The 16,339-nt window shown below is 66.0% G+C and carries 16 protein-coding genes; 8 read left to right on the top strand and 8 right to left on the bottom strand.

Annotated elements, in window-relative coordinates; genetic code table 11:
* Positions 1-504: 504 nt before the first annotated feature.
* Positions 505-732 carry a hypothetical protein gene (locus SM447_RS27520; RefSeq protein WP_474575788.1) on the bottom strand — a complete coding sequence of 76 codons (228 nt, stop codon included), beginning with the start codon at positions 730-732 and terminating at the stop codon, positions 505-507.
* Positions 733-1,157: 425 nt separating this feature from the next.
* On the opposite strand from SM447_RS27520, the gene SM447_RS27525 reads away from it, so the two are divergent.
* On the top strand, positions 1,158-1,463 hold the full coding sequence (locus SM447_RS27525) for a hypothetical protein (RefSeq protein WP_474575789.1): 306 nt from the start codon (positions 1,158-1,160) through the stop codon (positions 1,461-1,463).
* A gap of 427 nt (positions 1,464-1,890) precedes the next feature.
* Here the strand turns inward: SM447_RS27525 and SM447_RS27530 are convergent, their stop codons facing one another.
* The 3 genes from SM447_RS27530 to SM447_RS27540 form a co-directional block, all read right to left on the bottom strand.
* A complete protein-coding gene (locus tag SM447_RS27530) occupies positions 1,891-2,319 on the bottom strand; it encodes a hypothetical protein (protein ID WP_474575790.1) in 429 nt (142 codons plus the stop codon).
* Positions 2,320-2,667: 348 nt separating this feature from the next.
* Positions 2,668-3,012: a hypothetical protein gene (locus tag SM447_RS27535; RefSeq protein ID WP_474575791.1), complete on the bottom strand. Its 345-nt coding sequence runs from the start codon at positions 3,010-3,012 to the stop codon at positions 2,668-2,670.
* A 365-nt stretch (positions 3,013-3,377) separates the two neighbouring features.
* Entirely contained in the window at positions 3,378-3,977 is a 600-nt protein-coding gene (locus SM447_RS27540) for a hypothetical protein (protein ID WP_474575792.1), read from the bottom strand.
* A 397-nt stretch (positions 3,978-4,374) separates the two neighbouring features.
* On the opposite strand from SM447_RS27540, the gene SM447_RS27545 reads away from it, so the two are divergent.
* Positions 4,375-5,550 carry an IS110 family RNA-guided transposase gene (locus SM447_RS27545; RefSeq protein WP_474575793.1) on the top strand — a complete coding sequence of 392 codons (1,176 nt, stop codon included), beginning with the start codon at positions 4,375-4,377 and terminating at the stop codon, positions 5,548-5,550.
* Between the two features lie 183 nt (positions 5,551-5,733).
* Here the strand turns inward: SM447_RS27545 and SM447_RS27550 are convergent, their stop codons facing one another.
* Positions 5,734-6,147, bottom strand: coding sequence for a nuclear transport factor 2 family protein (locus SM447_RS27550; protein WP_474575794.1), 414 nt, complete (start codon positions 6,145-6,147; stop codon positions 5,734-5,736).
* 66 nt (positions 6,148-6,213) lie between these two features.
* Between SM447_RS27550 and SM447_RS27555 the strand changes: the two genes are divergently transcribed.
* The gene (locus tag SM447_RS27555) at positions 6,214-6,750 is read left to right on the top strand and encodes a TetR/AcrR family transcriptional regulator (protein ID WP_474575795.1); all 537 of its coding nucleotides are present in this window, start codon (positions 6,214-6,216) and stop codon (positions 6,748-6,750) included.
* Positions 6,751-7,049: 299 nt separating this feature from the next.
* Here the strand turns inward: SM447_RS27555 and SM447_RS27560 are convergent, their stop codons facing one another.
* Together SM447_RS27560 and SM447_RS27565 are read right to left on the bottom strand one after the other, a co-directional pair.
* The gene (locus SM447_RS27560) at positions 7,050-7,286 is read right to left on the bottom strand and encodes a hypothetical protein (RefSeq protein ID WP_474575796.1); all 237 of its coding nucleotides are present in this window, start codon (positions 7,284-7,286) and stop codon (positions 7,050-7,052) included.
* 330 nt (positions 7,287-7,616) lie between these two features.
* The gene (locus tag SM447_RS27565; protein WP_474575797.1) at positions 7,617-8,591 is read right to left on the bottom strand and encodes a DUF4238 domain-containing protein; all 975 of its coding nucleotides are present in this window, start codon (positions 8,589-8,591) and stop codon (positions 7,617-7,619) included.
* Between the two features lie 448 nt (positions 8,592-9,039).
* Here SM447_RS27565 and SM447_RS27570 point away from each other — a divergent pair, with 448 nt between their 5' ends.
* The 4 genes from SM447_RS27570 to SM447_RS27585 all read left to right on the top strand — a co-directional run bounded on the left by SM447_RS27570 (position 9,040) and on the right by SM447_RS27585 (position 13,829).
* The gene (locus SM447_RS27570; protein ID WP_474575798.1) at positions 9,040-9,723 is read left to right on the top strand and encodes a hypothetical protein; all 684 of its coding nucleotides are present in this window, start codon (positions 9,040-9,042) and stop codon (positions 9,721-9,723) included.
* A gap of 413 nt (positions 9,724-10,136) precedes the next feature.
* Positions 10,137-12,296: a LysM peptidoglycan-binding domain-containing protein gene (locus SM447_RS27575; protein ID WP_474575799.1), complete on the top strand. Its 2,160-nt coding sequence runs from the start codon at positions 10,137-10,139 to the stop codon at positions 12,294-12,296.
* A gap of 86 nt (positions 12,297-12,382) precedes the next feature.
* Positions 12,383-13,009 carry an AfsR/SARP family transcriptional regulator gene (locus SM447_RS27580; protein ID WP_474575800.1) on the top strand — a complete coding sequence of 209 codons (627 nt, stop codon included), beginning with the start codon at positions 12,383-12,385 and terminating at the stop codon, positions 13,007-13,009.
* A gap of 319 nt (positions 13,010-13,328) precedes the next feature.
* Positions 13,329-13,829 (top strand): nitroreductase/quinone reductase family protein, encoded by a 501-nt coding sequence (locus SM447_RS27585; RefSeq protein WP_474575801.1) that lies wholly within the window; start codon positions 13,329-13,331, stop codon positions 13,827-13,829.
* 145 nt (positions 13,830-13,974) lie between these two features.
* On the opposite strand, the gene SM447_RS27590 is transcribed toward SM447_RS27585, so the two are convergent.
* Positions 13,975-15,069 carry a DUF3885 domain-containing protein gene (locus SM447_RS27590; protein ID WP_474575802.1) on the bottom strand — a complete coding sequence of 365 codons (1,095 nt, stop codon included), beginning with the start codon at positions 15,067-15,069 and terminating at the stop codon, positions 13,975-13,977.
* A 259-nt stretch (positions 15,070-15,328) separates the two neighbouring features.
* On the opposite strand from SM447_RS27590, the gene SM447_RS27595 reads away from it, so the two are divergent.
* Positions 15,329-16,324, top strand: coding sequence for a DUF1152 domain-containing protein (locus tag SM447_RS27595; RefSeq protein ID WP_474575803.1), 996 nt, complete (start codon positions 15,329-15,331; stop codon positions 16,322-16,324).
* The last annotated feature ends 15 nt before the right edge of the window (positions 16,325-16,339 follow it).

Consider the following 16,339-nt stretch of genomic DNA (forward strand, 5'->3'; position numbering starts at 1 on the left):
CCGGGTCCGACCCGACGAAGACGCGCTGCCACCGGGACTCACCCGCGAGTGACACCCAACGCCTGACCCGCTCGCGCTACCCCAGATGGAAAGCGCTCATTGGAGTCCGGAAACGCGTCCCCGCATGAACCGAGTACAGCGTCATCGAAGCCGAAGTCCTTTCCCGGCGGTCTCGCACTGGGTGTCGTGGACGCGCACCGGAAATGGGCTGGCCCTGTGGCGATGGTAGATCCTGCTCGGGGACAGCAGTGCGCTCGGTGCCGCGCCTGACGGTTGGACGGCACTGCATGCCGGTGGCGTGCTCGGCGAGCCGGCTGAAGGGGCGACCCCAAGCCGCTGCCTGGCGCGTGAAGGGCCTGTAGGGGATCCGTACTTCCGTGTGGCGTTGACCAGCGGCGACAACGCGGCCAGTCGGATTTGGGATGATGGTGCATTGTGTCGGCATGCAGACCCCGGCATCAACTCGACCCCACGCCCCAGTCACCCCCATCCTGAAGGGCAGGGTTAGTTTTTCCGCCGCTTCTGCTCGCTATGCCGTGTGGTGGCCGCCTGCTGCCGCCATGCGGCGGAACGAAGCACGATGGCTGCGGCCTCGATCTTGCGGCGTTGCTCGTCGCATGAGCCGCGCGGTAGTCGAGCCACCAATGCCCGCGACTCCCGCAGCAGTTCCAGCGCACTCGACTCTCTGCCCTTGCGCATCGCGACGAGCAGCCTTGCTAGGTTCGATTCCAAGCGATTCCGGATATCGCGTTCGTTGGTGGGCAGAGGGGTACGAGAGGCCGGGTTACCAAGAGGGCTGCGCGGTGGACGCAGGTCCCAGGTCAGGCCGCCGGAGGTGAGGCGGACACGCCGCGATCTCATGACTCGGAGTATTGCGAGTGGATCACCGTTTGGGGCTCCTCCGTTGGGAGCGTACCCTCCGCCGTACGCCCGGATTCGAACGCTCCGCCTAGAACGGCAGCCCGCACTCCATCCTTGCCGCCCCAGCTCATGGTGGGTGATCGGATTGGGAGCAATGAGATGATCTGAACGGCGCACAACCGCTCAACGGCCTTGAACGTCAACTGGGTCGAGCCGGAGCAATAGTCGGACTTGTGGCTGAACGATCTTGGTTGGGTGGCGGTGGTGGTGATGTGGGTGGCGGGGTCGGGTGCCGGTTGTTCGACGAGCTTGCCGCGTTCGAAGCACGCGCCGGCGCGGACCAGGGCGACGGGCGGCTGCACTGGAAGATGCGCCACCTCGTTGAGTTGGCCGCGGGACGCCGGTTTCTCTGGGTCGACGACGAGATCACCGACGCCGACCGGACCTGGGTAGCGGCAGACCGCAGCGCTCCCGCGCTCCTGCATCGTGTCGACCCACGCCGTGGCCTCACCGACGCGGACTACAGCGCCATCGCTTCATGGCTGTGCAGGACGCCTCTATCACGTAGCGGCCAAACGGACATCGCGCGCACCTCAACGTAGGCTATGCGCAGGGATGAAGAGAGAGGGAAGCAGAACCAGAATCCGCAAAACGCTGAGAAGGCGGCGCCCCACGAACTGCTCCACCACGTAGGTGTCGAGAGTGGAGCACCGCCGAACGATCAGCCGCTATAGCAACGGGATTGACGCTGACAGCGTCGGACCCGGTTGGGTTTTGGTTTGTGTTGCCCCCGACACACACCCGATGCCAACACGCCAGGTCAAGCTCGATTTCGAGGTGGTGACCTTCGAGGCGACTCGAACCCCAACGCTGCACGCGTCGTCGCAATCGCGAGAGGGCGGTCGGGCAGACGCGGAGCCGTTGGGAAGGGCGGGGCCGTCGGCGGTGGTGGGGGATGGGTCCGGCAAATCCGGGTGCCGTCTTGGTTTGATTCATGGCTGTCGGCCGACTATGCGCTCCCGCCAGGTTTCAGCAGATCCAACAGTAGAGCGAGCTCTTTGTTCGTGCTGTGTTCGCTGCCAAGGCGGCGATCTCACCGACAAGTTCACGGGCGAGGTCGTTGTCGATGGCTTCGCCTTCCTGGGATCGCGTCTCGATCCATCGCTCGGTAGCCCTGTCCAGCGTCTCGTCACCAGCGTCGGCCAGTGCCTTCGTGAGTTCGGAAGGGACGAGCGGGACCAGAGGGGCGTCGGCGCCGCTGACGACGTCGGGGCCGCTGCCGGCTGCGAGTTCATCGACGTCGCGATCGGTCAGGAGGCCCTCCCACTCCTCAAGCGCCGACCAGACGTCAAAGTTGCCGTACGTCGCCGAGGCAAAGGCTGGCCCAGGACTGCTATCCGCTACGCCGGCTGCAGCGGCACTATCGGCAGCAACGAAGAACTTAATGATCGAGCTCACGGACCGGTTGTGCTACACGCCCAGCTGACCGGACTCAGAGGCGCTGTTCAACTGCACCTTCATCGGCCCGATCGTGCGTACCAGCCAGACGGACATTCAGACAACCGGCGTATGCCGCACAGCACGCGGAACGCGTTAAATCCGTGCACCGCGGGCAGCCCAAACACAGTCCGGCGTCGGATCGAAAGTAAACGCTGCTTCGCCGGCTATCGGCGTACGGGCCAGGGCACCGGCGGGCCCTATCGCCGCAAGTCAGCCGCGTAGGGAGCTTTGTCCCGTCCGGAGAGGCTGGACGGTCTGCGACTGCCCGACGAGGAGATCCGCCTTCAACCAAGCGGCCGCCAACGCCTACTTTGCTACCCCCGGCAGGTACCACAACCCGGACTGTTGACCGTCGCGCAGCCAGCTGACCCGGGATGCCTCATCGGGTCGAGGCGGCCAATCGCGGTAGGGCAGGAAGGCTACCCGCCATGCGATCACCACGAAGATGTAGAGGCCGAAGCCGCCAGCGAGCCACCACAGTGCGTCGCGGCGACGGTAGGAGGCACGCGGCGCAAGCCAGGCCGTGGCCGCCATCGGAACTGCGATCCAGCCGAGATCCGCGAGCGGGCCACTGCCCATCGCGCCCTCGATCAGTTCACGGATGATGACGGATGGCACCACCACGCCGAACACCAGCAGCGCGGCGATCAACGTACGGGTCGTTGGCCTGAGTGGTGGGCGCGAGCTGAGCGGACCATCGGGCATGGCCCGCAGGATACGAGGAAGCAGCAATCGCCAACGCAGGGCAGCCGTCACCTCTACAAGTCCGAGGCTGCGCCGGGCCATCCACGGCCAGTACTCGGAAACGCGGCGATCACGAGTGCTTCAGCAGGTCTAAGCCTCGCCTGCCGAAGGCCCCGTCCAGCATCCGCAACTCGGCACGTCCGGACGGCACCTGTGCCGGCTCGGTGGACGCTGCGCAGCGCGCGGCTCACGGCATGTCCCGGTAGGCGGTTCTGGGCAGAATCCGCAAGTGGCGGCGACCCGAGGCCCCTGGTGCGTCTGCGGCTGCCCCCTCAGCCTTCACCCTTCACCAGGTCAGCAAGGTGCGCACAGGGCCGCTCGACCTCACGATGCCAGGCGCTGCCGATCACGGCTACGAGGTAGCTGACCTCCCTGACCCTCCCGTCAGCAGTCTCCACCGCAAACCGCATCGGCAACGGCTCGCTGTCGAACGGGATCGAGCAGTCGATGCGGACCTCGACGTCGATCCAGCCGGTGCCGCCGGGACGCAGCAGCCGAGACTGTCCGGTACCCCGGACCCGGATACCCGGCAGCTGACCGGTCGCCGCACTGGCAGTGACCGGTGCCGGCCCAGCATTGATCACCGCCAGTTGTCCTGCCAATTGATAGACGCCCCCGCTGCCCCCGCCCCCGCTGCCGCCGGACGCAACGAAGGCCACGAGGGAGATCGACCTACCTCGCTCTCGTTCCTCCCGTGCATCCCTCAGCTCGCTGACCGCAACACCGCCAAGCGCCACGCCGACCACAAAGGCAGCGACGAGCCGCACGTGCACTTTCCGTCTGGCCATAACGCGGTCAGGAGCGGAACTGCCCGAGGGCACCGATCGGTGATCGTGGTCACCCAGGTCAATTACCTCGTGCTCCGCCCACATGGCGTCAGCCTAGAGAACGCGATCTGCAGCCATCACCGATCTACACCCGCAGACCCGGGTGCCTGAGCATCCAGGGTTCGGCAGACGGGCGGGGAGCGAGCCAAGGCGGGCAGAAGGACCGATATACAGAAGGGGACGGTCACCGACACGACGCAACGCGCGGTCGGCGGCTACTTGTTTCATTGACCTGCGACCGTTGCCCGGCCAGGCTTCGGTCGAGGCGCCCGGGCTGTCGCTCTCTTTGCGGCTGCCCACGCTGGTCGTGTGGCTCTCATCTGGCCTGCGCGGCCCGGGCGTCGCCTAGGGCGGGGAGAGGCTCAAGAGGGGTTTGCTCGGCTCGAAGTAGCGTTGCCCTCCCGGCTCGATGAACCAGGTAGATCGAGCATCGGAGGACTTGTTGAGCATCACGCCGGATCGTGTGGTCATCGGGATGGACCCGCACAAGCGCTCGGCAACGATCGAGGTCATGGCCGGCGACGAGACCGTCGTCGGCGGCGGCCGGTTCGACACCGACCGCGACGGCTACACGGCGATGCGAAGGTACGCCAACCAGTGGCCGAACCGGGTCTGGGCGATCGAGGGCTGCCAAGGGATAGGCCGGCACATCGCCAACCGGCTCCTGGCCGACGGTGAACAGGTCGTCGACGTGCCACCGAAGCTGTCCGCCAGGGCGCGGGTGTTCGCCACCGGGCAGGGCCGCAAGACCGACGCCACCGACGCCCACTCCATCGCCCTGGTCGGCACCCGCATGACCGGACTTCGCCCGGTGGTCAACGACGAACAGTTGGCCCTGCTGCGAATTCTGGTCGACCGGCGCCGCTCCCTCGGCGAGGACCACACCCGGATGGTCTCCCAGCTGCACCAACTGCTGCTGGAACTGATCCCCGGTGGAGCGAAGAAGAGCCTTTCCGCCGCCCAAGCCAAGACGTTGCTGGCCACCGTCCGGCCCCGAGACGCGGTCGGCAAGGCCCGACGCCGGGTCGCCGCGGAACTGATCGCCGACCTCGAACGCATCTACCGACGCTCCAAGGAAGCCGACAAGGAACTCAAGGAACTCCTCGCCTCCACCGGCACCACGCTGATGGACCTGCACGGCATCGGACCATCCGGCGCCGCCCGGCTGCTCGTCGAGGTCGGCGACATCACCCGATTCCCGAACCGGGCCCACTTCGCCTCCTGGAACGGCACCGCCCCCATCGACGCCTCCTCCGGCGAGCAGATGCGACACCGGCTCTCCCGAGCCGGCAACCGGCAAATCAACCGGGTGCTGCACATCATGGCCACCGTCCAGCTGCGCAACCCCACCGAAGGACGCGCCTACTTCGACCGGAAGAAAGCCGGCGGCAAGACCTCGATGGAAGCCATGCGTGCGCTGAAACGACGCCTGTCCGACATCGTCTACCGCAACATGACCAACGACGCCGTGGGCACGGCGGCGAGCCCGGGAGGACAACGGGGAACGGCAACTGGCTCCAGCGCGACCGACTCGCATCCCCCAGCCGGCTCTTCGGAGAAGTCACTTCCCGGACCCGCCGCCACCCAGGATAGAACTCTCCTCCCGGCGGTGTCTTGACACAGAGGGGAGCCAGAAGCGTGCGCACGATCAAGGCCGACCGCGAAGCGGGGCAGCCCCTGAACGCCGACTCCCGCACACGGCGAATCGCCGGTCACTTCCATCTTCGAAGCCGGGTGCATGGTCGCAGTGCTGGGTCTGCCGGCTGGTTCCTCGTTGCCATCACCATCGGTGGTCTGACCCTCATGAGCCCTGGGCGTGACCGACGGCCTGAGCGATGGCGAGAGTGTGCTGGTACTCGCGCCAGTGGGCCAGTTTGCCGTCTCGCGTCCGCAGCACCGCGATGAAGGGCGCCGAGGCGGTTACCCCGGTCGCGGTGTGCGTGCCAACCAGTTCGTACTCGATCACGATCGTCTCGGGGTCGGCGGTCTCGTGCACGACCACGTTGCGGCAGTCGTCGAATCGGACGGGGAACGCCGCCTGGCTGGCTCGCGTGTACTCAAGAACTCGCTGCTTGCCCTCCGTGCGTGTCGGGCGGCCGGGCGCGGCGAACGGCGTCTCGATCACGACGTCGTCGGCGAGCACATCAGCCTCGTAGGTGGGCTGGTTCGCGAGCCACTGGGCACGCATGCTGTCGAAGACCGCTCTTGGTGTCACGATGACCCCTCCCCGATAATGAGTCAGCACTCGACTTGCGTCGAGGATAGTGAGTGGAGGCTCATTTTGGTAGGGGGCACGCCACTGCGCGCCGACGCGCAGCGCAACCGCGCACGCATTCTGGACGCCGCCGAGGCGGTCTTCGCCGAGTTTGGCCCCCGTGGCTCCACTGAGGAGGTCGCCCGGCGAGCCGGTGTCGCCATCGGCACGGTCTTTCGCCACTTCCCCACGAAGGACGACCTGCTCGCCGCGATCATGAAGCGGTTGCTGGCGCAGCTTGTCGAGGAGGCTGAACAACGGGACCTGTTCGATTTCTTCACCCACATGGTGGCGCAGGCAGCAGCGAAGAAGACAGTCGTCGACCTGCTCGCCGGCTCCGGGGTCGACATCCGACTGCCCGACGCGGTCAGCCACGTGGAGGACGCAGTCGACAGGCTGCTGCAACAAGCCCGAGCCGCCGGAGACGTCGGGGCGACGGTACGACTACCCGAGGTGATGGCACTCCTTGCCAGCGTGTGCCAAGGAGCCCTGCATGGTGGGTGGGACGAGCAGCTGCAGACCCGTACGCTCGCGGTCATCTTCGCCGGCCTGGCACACGACTGACCACCACCCGGCGAAGCGGACCATGCCTGACCGCAGCTAGAAGGCTGCCCAAGGCAGCTACCGCTGCTTGACCGAGCATCCGCACATCGGCTGCGATCGGACGCAGGGCATCCACGGTCTTCGTCATGTTGGGTAGCGCCCGATCCGCGCATGAGCGGATACCTACGTGCGTGGATCTGGCTGCGGTCGTGGTCGACTGCCGCGACAGCAGCTACCGCATGCGGCAACGGGCGTGCCGCGAATTCGCGGTGAGTCCACGCCCGAGCGCGTCGTTTCGGTCGGGCCGATGCAGCCGCTCGCTAGTCTGCCGCCTCGGTATCATCCTGCGTCTCCTCGGGATCGGTCCGTCCGCTCGCAGGGCCGGTGTAGCCCATCGCGAGTAGGTGGCTGTCAAGGATCTCGTACATGAAATGATCCTTGCCAACCCATAGTCGGCGCGTGCTGCCATCGGCTCGCGCCACGACAAAATGGATCTTGTCGGCCTGGTTCTTGTGTCGCCGGGCGCGTAGCACCACGCGATGTGCGATGACCGGCACGGTAGATCCTCTCTGTAGACGTGGGAGAGTGCCACGACTCGATCCAAGATCGGTACCGGCCGGGAAGCCGATGAGTCTGACCACACGGCGGCTGTCGCATCATGTCGGCCCCCTTGCCGCGTGTACCTCCGACGCTAGGAGAGAGGACATGAGGTCGGGCAAATTGCGAGCCGCCGCCGCGCTGACCATCAGATACGGACGCTTATGGCCGACGGCCAGCAGCATCAGGCACGCACAGTTTACGGCATGTCCGAGTCCACGGTCGTTCGCTGGCGGCTTCGTTGTCAACAGAGTTTCACAGTCCGGCGAGCGTGACCAACGACCGATCAGTCACAGCGACTCACTGCTCAACTCGCCGCCAACGACGTCTGCGCCGAACCGTACGGTCCGCACAAAGTCTTCAAGACCACTGGCGGGGTGCACGAAGACGTATTCGTGGGCCGCACGAACCTGGAAGGCGTTCAACTCCGCCACGACCTCGGCAGGCACCACGCCGGTGGCTGAAGGACCGAAGGCGATCAGCGTTCGTGGGGTCAACGGCATGAGTATCTGAATTGCGTCACCGATTGCTACGCCATTCTCTGGTCCGAGTCGGCCGAGGTGATCGACGGAGATCACCGGCGAATCACCGATGAGGAACATTCCGCCCTCCGGATGCAGCAACTGCACCGGTTTCTCGACCATCCACTGACGACATCGCATGAACATACGCTCTACACTCGCCCTGAACAGCAGGCCGGAGCGGAAATCCGAGTCGGCCTTTCGGGCTAGCACCTCAAAATAGGCATCATGGTCTTCATCATCACGTAGCGCCCGGTGGAACTGACGACGAAAACCCTGCTCATATCCTGACATGTTTCGGGCGTTCCGCCGTAGCTCCGCCCGGATCTGCTCATACCCGCGCTTATGAATCGTCAACAGACTGCGATTCCGGACGTAGTGCAACGCCACTGCATCCCGGACAACCGCGACCGCAGCTGGATCGTCGTGCAGGCGATCCTGTTGGCATAGCTTGATAACTCGCGGTATAAGGTTCTCGGTCCTACCCCACAGTTCCTCGGCCGACCTCGACGCCTGCGGTACGAAGTTGGGCACCTTGCCCACGCCACGGGGGCCTTTTATGAGGGTCCTTGCGTCGCGATCGATGACACTGACCGCATGAAGGAGGTGTCTATCGTCAGTAAACTGCTTCAAGATTACTCTTGATAGAACGTGTTGCTCTTCGATATTGTTGCTTGCTTCGGCTCGGAGTTCTTCAACCCGACGGGCTAGGGCACTCCGATTAAGGGGATCCAGGGCGCTCACGCATACATTGTCGCAGCCTTGTCAAAGGCAATCTGCGACGTGGCTCGACAGCCGTTAAGAGCGCGATGACCGGCAACCTTGCACAGATCATCGTCGTGGCGCTCTATTGCGAGAACCGAATGGTGCTGCCACGGGGGACCACTCCTCACCCCAGGCGTCCGCTTACCTGCATTTCCGGGAGCGGGGCGGCGGAACTCGTCATGACGTTCCGTAGCGCACGGATCGCGGCATGTGAGTAAGTAGTTCCGAACTCACCGTTGATCGCATGAAGGAAATACGCACGAGCAATCAAGATCGATTAGCTGATCCTTGCATCGCGTTGATACGATGGCGGACCCACCCTTACGAGGCGCGTTTGGGACCAAGTCTCCGCAGTTGATGATGAGTAACCGAACAGGAAGCACTAATGGCTGTGGGAAATCCGGTAACGAGTAATCCTTTTGGACAGATGGAGCAACGGGCGCGAGAGTTCTTCGAGCCGAAACTGAAAGCCCTTGGTCTCGGCGTCGCCGAAATCGAGAAGCAGTCCCTTCCTGAACTTGAGGACGCGCTCGAGCGCATAGCCGATGCGGCTCGCCATCCCGACCAATTCGGCGTCCTCCGACTCAAGGTGACCGCCGAGAGTGGCGTCGTGGTTGTTCAGGCGAAGTCTGAATCGATCATTGAAGTCGGCATCCTTCCCACCCTGCTGGAACGCAAAAGGCTGGTCTTGGACCGCATCAAGACAATCAAGCCACAGGATCAGCTGGAATCGCTCCGAGAGCAGATCGCAAAGTCTGTCGATGACTCTGCGATGCGAGAGAACCTTCTCCGCATCTTGGACCGTCAGCAAGACGAACAGCGGGAATTTTCACAACGCATAGAGAAAGAATCGCAAGAGCTTGGCGTAGCCATTCAGGGAGAGCGTTACGCGATTCAAGGCTCAATAACAATGGCAAAAATGGAGGTAAAACTGGAGGCCCTCGATACGGCCTTCCGGTCCAGTTCGGACAGCTTCGAGAAGGCGCTCGGCAAGCTGGAAGACAAGGCGGTCAGCAAATTTGACGTAGTCAGCACAGTATTCCTGATCCTAGCCTCGCTCGGTGGGCTCGTCGGCATGATTGCTGCGCTCCTAAAGTGGTTAAACCCATGAGGCCGCAATTCCGGCATCGTACGCATGGCCCCAGCAGGACAGTGCCGACACAGTAGATCCGCATCGGTAAGGCGCGCACTCAATTCGGCAGATCTGCGCGCGTCCCCGACGGGTTATGCCCGCCGTCGCCGGGTGTAGCCGAGATTCAGGCGCGGAGCGTCTCTGCCGTCGCCGATTGCCCAGACGTACTGCCGATGGTGGTGGTTTGTCATGTCCGTGCTGGCGTGCACGGCGCTGCAACGGAATTCGTGCGCCGACATCGTGCCCCAGACACCGAACTGGGTGTGACCTGCGGTTGTAAGGGTGTGTAAGGCCGTGTGAGGTGTTGTCAGCATCGACACCGGCGCCTCCGTGTTCCTCCGCTCCTACCGTCGGTTCCACACACAGGACCCGCACGGCGAGGAGACCAGGGCATGCCACGATCAACTGCTGCTGCAACCGTTGTCGCCGCGGGCGGCGCTGTCCTGATCGCGGCGGCACCGCCGGTCACGTTGTTCCTGACCGGCTGGCTGTCCATCACGGCACCGTCACCGGAGCAGCTGCGCGCATGGCTGCAGCAGCCTCTCACTACCGGCTTCGTGGCCGCGCTTTTCCAGTTCAGCGCGTGGCTGCTGTGGACACTGCTCACCGCCATCGTGTCCCGGCGCGTCTACCGCCACCTGGCCCGTCGTATCCGGTGGCGGTTTGCTCTTCGGTTGCCCAGCCCTCTGCAGGGCCTGACGGCAGCGTTTCTTGGCGCCACCGCTGTCACCACGACCGCCGCCGTGCCCGCGGTCGCGCACACCACCTCCAGCGCGGACACCGTCCCACCAGACATTCCATCCCAGCCCGCCGAAAGGGTTTTCGAAGACGAGGAGTCGGGTGAACCGGCGACGTCAACGTACACCGTGCGTCGGGGTGACACCCTGTCCGCCATCGCCGACCGCTTCCTCGACGACCCGGACCGGTGGCCGGAGATCTACAACCTCAACCGCGGCACCCGCTACCCCCAGATCGGCGGCACCCTGACAGACCCGAACCTGATCCGCCCCGGCTGGACCCTCGACCTACCCGAAGCAGAGGCCGAAACACCATCCACACCGCGCCCGCCCGACCGGCCGGCTCCGACCAGCCCGTCGACTCCGGACAACCCACCACCGCGTGACCACTGTGCTGCCGCGCCATCACCCACCCAGCCACACACGCCGAACCAGTCAGCACCAACGTCCACCGCCCAACCTCAGGCCACACCAGGTACGGCATCACCCGCTCCGGGATCTGCGGTAGCGCCATCAACGCCGGCCACCCCCGACCCCGACTCCGTCATCGAACCTCCGCCAGCCACCATCGCGTCTGCCGCTACGACCTCCCCGACGACCACACCGGCCCCGAGCAACACCACACCGACCGCCTCCCCAACGTCCGAGGACCGGGCAAACGACGACACCCACGGGGTCAGCCTTCCCGGAGGTTGGGCACCCATCGGACTGGCAACGGCGCTGGCTGCCGCAGCATCCGTGGTCTGGCTGCGACGCCGCAGCCGCTACAACCCCATCGCCGATCCCGACCCGGCCAACGATCCGACCCTGCAACCTTTGCCCGCCGTCATCAGCCGGCTGCGCCGAGTGGCCCGCGAGCAGGCACCCGACCTGGTCACCCCACCGGTCCCGCAGCCCACCGTCCGCGACATCGTCGAAGGCACACCACCGACGCCGACCCCGACCGGCCCGTCCGGCCCGCAACTCGCCGGCCTGCCAGAGCATCCCGCCGACGGACTCGGGCTCACCGGAGCAGGCGGACCCGACGCGATCCGCGCGATGCTCGTCGCCACACTGTCCTCCGGCAGCCCCGACGACCCCGACGCCCGCGGCCACATCGTCATCCCCGCCACCGCGCTGGCCGACCTGCTTGGCGGCACCGCCATCACCGACCTCGTCGGCGTTATTCCCCGACTCCACGTCGCCGCCGGCCTCGATCACGCTCTCGCCTACATCGAAGCCCAGATCATCCACCGCACCCGCGCCGTCACCGACGCCGACGTCACCAGCCTCGACGACCTCCACCAAGCCGACCCGCACCACGAACCGCTCCCGCCGGTCATCCTGATCACCGATGTGCCGGACACCGCGATCCGAGCCCGGCTCTGCACCGCCCTGCACCTGGGCCACCCCCTCGGCATCACCGCCCTCATCGCCGGCGACTGGCCCCTCGGCACCACCCTCACCGTCGCCCCGGACGGCACCACCACACACAAGGACACCCGACCCGGACCCAAACTGGCCGTCCTGGACAGCGACACCACCCTGCAACTGCTCACCGTCCTCACAGAGGCCCACACCGGCGACCCCGCCGACCCACCGCCCCCGTCGAATCCGCAACACGAGCAGACCGCCCCTGCGGCGGGAACCGGAGCCGCCACCGACCACGCAGCGCCCGTCACCGCTGAAACCAGCACCAACCAGCCGGACATTGCCCGCCAGCCGCCGACCGACAGCCCCGAGTCGCCAAACCCGCGGCGACCCGTACGCAGCCGAAGGTCCGCGTCCGGATCCTCGGCAACCCCGCGATCATCGGCGCCGACGGAACCCCGGTAACGGGCGTCCGACGGGCCAGCTACGAACTGCTCACCTACCTCGCGGTCCACCGCGACGGCGCCGACATCACCGACATCGAAGTCGCCATGACCCCCGACGTCACACCCCGCCGCGCCCGCGACCGCCTCTCCACCAACGTCGCCAACCTTCGCAACCGGCTCACCACCGCCGCCGGACTCACCCCAGGCGACAACACCCACACCTTCAAACCGGTGGTCAACCCCGGCGGCCGCTACTACCTCGACCCCCAACTCCTCGACATCGACTGGTGGCGAGTCCTCGACGCCACCAGCCGCGCCGGACGCACCACTGACCCACAAGCCCAACGGGAGGCGCTCGAGGAAGCCGTCAGCAACTGGGGCGGCCTGCTCCACCACGACTTCGAATGGTCCGACGGCCCGCAACACACCTGCCGACAAGTCGGCGTCAACATCCACGCCCGCCTCGCCGTCCTGGTCGCCGACACAGATCCCGCCCGCGCCCGCCACCTCTTCGACACGGCATGCACCATCGACCCCATCAACGAGGAGATCGCCCGCCTCGCGATGACCGCCCACGGCCAGACCGGCGACACCGCAGCCGTGCGAACACGACTCACCGCACTCACCCAGGCGCTACAGACCATCGACGAAGAACCGTCCGACGAAACCCACCGACTGGCCCGCCGCCTGCTGCACCCCACATCACCACGAACGGACAAACGGTCGACGTAGCTCGCCGGCCTCCGGCACGTTGCGCAGCACCAACAGCTGGTGTCGGTGTCCTCGTTCCCGCGCGGAGCCAGGTACGCCCGACGTACACAGGCCGGGATGTCCGCCACTTCGGCTCCGTCGGCGGCTGCGGACGCAGCGGCCTCTCGCCACAGCTCACGCTGGGCTATCAAGTAGACCCGAGTCGATGCGCTCGGATCGCGGCTACGAGCGGACGTTGACTGGATAGGGTGGGCAGGCCGGCTGTCAGCAGAGCCGTTCGGCGCTACCGGCCTGCCGCTGGCTGCCGTTCATGCGTGACAGCGGCCAATACGATGGGCAAGTGACCGAGTCGGAGCTGGGCCCTGCGAAGAAGCCGTGGTTGCCGCCCCGTTGGTTCATTCGGCTGTTCTGGTCGGCTCATCGGGGCGTGTTCCGGCGTTCCGGCGGCCGGGTCGGACTGTCGCGTCCGCGCGGCAACCGGTACGGGATGCTGCGCCTGACCACCGTCGGGCGTCGCACCGGCCAGCAGCGCAGCGTGATCCTCGGGTACTTCGAGGACGACGGGAATCTGGTCTCGCTGGCCATGAACGGGTGGGGAGAGCCCGAGCCGGCCTGGTGGCTCAATCTGCAGGCGCACCCGGACGCGACCGTTGACCTGGTCGACGGGCCGCGGCCGGTGCGTGGGCGTGCTGCGACAGGCGACGAACGGTCGCGGCTGTGGGCCCGCTGGCGTGAGATCGACAAGAACCTCGATGGCTACGCAGCGCGGCGGTCATCCGAAACCGCGGTTGTGGTCCTGGTACCCCGGCCCGGCACGTCGGAGGCGTCGCGGGGCACCTGATCGACTGGCTCTTGCTGGATGGGCTGATCAATCAGGTGTTCATGGACGTTGGATACCAGCGGCCGGCGCACACCGCCGCCTTTAGTGACGAGCGCTTTCGCGGCATGACAATACGTCCGATGGGTGGCCGAGCGGCTGGTGGGGGTCAGAGTCCGGCGGGGTGGCGTGACAGCCATTGGCGATGACGGTGACGTAGGACGTCGCGTTGTGCGGTGTTCGCCAGCAGCGCGTCCGCGCCACCGTCGTAGGGCGCGTAGAGCCAGGCCAGGTCGGGCGGCGCGATGATCACATGAGCGATCCGGTCGTCAGCGACTTCACGAAGCAGTCGATCGAGGCGACCGGGCTTCCAGGCGACGCGGTTGACGTAGGTGTGGGCGAAGGCAAGTTCGGGATCGAGGTCTGGCCAGGACAGCACCGACCAGCATTCGCCGTCCGGTAGCAGATCATGCAGGATCGGCGTTCGACGTCGTGGCACTGGCGTGAACGCTACTTCCAGCGTGATCACGAGCAGGTCAGTGGTATCGCCGCGAAGTTCATCGAGAATGGTGTTGTGCCGGTGCAGGATGGTGGCGTACTCGGACTCGCTTTCGGCGTAGCGCTTTGAATCAGGCAGGCTATGCAATCGCACCCACTGGTCATCCAGCCGCTTGAGGTGATGACTGATGGGTGCGACCTGCGGCCAACGGGTCTCCCAGACCTGCTGCAGACGATGCCCGTCAGTGCCTGGTGTGGGCCACACTCGGACCTCGCCGGAGGGCACCGACTGCCGGCCCGACAGGACCACCTCCCGCAACGCGATCACATAGGGATCGTCGCTCGGTGCATCCGGGTCGGCGTCGAAGACCACGATCAGCGGATCGTCGTCCCACTCCCAGCCCTGGATCTCACGCCAGATCCGCAGGTTCGGATGCTCGACCTCCCGGCATGCCTCGGCCGGCGCCAACATCCCGATCGCCTCCGCAAGCTGCGCCTGCCCCAGCCGCACCGAGCCGCTGCCACCACGCCAACCCGTGACCGTGGCCAGCACTGCAGCCGACAGCACGTCCTCTCGCGCGTTGACCCGCACGAACCCGATCTCCCGCTCTAGAACGACGGAGGCGATCGTCGCGTCCAAGCCGTGCTCGATGACGCGAGGAATGAAGCCGACGCCATGCAGCACCGGCCTCTCCCAGCCCAGATCCTGCTCACATCGCACCAGCGCTTCCTCGATTTCCCGAAGCGTCGACCACCTCTGCGACATGCCGAGATCATCCCAAACACGATGACCCCCCGGCTGCTGGCCCAAGCGCCGACAACCGTCCACGGCAACCGAAGATGACCAACCACCATTAGATCCAAAGGGGACCGCTCGGGGAGCCCGCTCCGCCCGGCCCAGCTGCCCGCAGCGACCACCCTGATCGCAGAACGCGGATGGCGGCATGTGCGTGCACCCGGTCGCTGTTGCCGGTCGCGGTGGGCCAGGTGGCTTGGACAGTACGGGCGTGGTTGATCATTGAGCGGTGCTGAACCCTGCCGTGCTGCCGGGCGACCCGGGTGTGTTCTCGTTGGCCGTTCCGCCGCTGTTTGCCGCCCTGGCTCCGGCGCGGAGCATCCTCATCGCCGGAGCGGGCGGTGGGTTCGACGTGTACGCCGGCCTGCCCTTGGCGTTCGCTCTGTGGCACCGCGGCGCGCAGGTGCACCTGGCCAACCTGTCCTTCTCCCAGCTGGAGTTGATCGACCGTGACGCGTGGGTAGCGGAGCACGTCGCGGCAGTGCAGCCGGACACCACCAGCCCGGACTGGTACTTCCCCGAACGGACGCTCGCCCGGTGGCTGGCGGCTCAGGAGCTGCCGTCGACCGTGTACGCCTTTCCGCCGCTCGGTGTCCAGCCGTTGCGGGCGGCGTACCGATACCTGGTCGAACACCTCAACATCGATGCGGTGGTGCTGGTCGATGGCGGCACCGATGTCCTGCTACGCGGCGACGAGGGCGATCTCGGCACCCCGGTGGAGGACATCACCAGTCTGGCCGCCGTGGCCGCGCTGGACGTGCCGGTCAAGCTGGTGGCCAGTCTCGGCTTCGGTATCGACGCCTACGACGGCGTCAACCACGTTCAAGTGCTGGAGAACCTCGCCGCACTCGACCGTGACGGCGGCTACCTCGGTGCCCTGTCCATCCCCGGATCGAGCCGGGAGGCGACGCTGTACCGCGATGCTGTCGCCGACGCCCAGGCCGCCACCCCGGACCGGCCCAGCATCGTCCAAGGACAGATCGCCGCCGCCACCAGCGGCGCGTTCGGAGACGTCCGCTTCACCCGGCGCACCGGCGGCGGCGACCTGTTCGTCAACCCGCTGATGGCGATCTACTTCACCGTCAGCCTCGACAAACTCGCCGCCCGATGCCTCTACCTCGACCGCATCGAGAACACCGTCGGCAGGCGACAGGTCATCACGCGCATCCAAACGTTCCGCGACGAACTCCTCAGCGCGCGCGTCCCCCGCGCGTTCCCCCACTGAACACCCCGACGACGG

This window comes from Micromonospora aridisoli, from assembly GCF_056150025.1.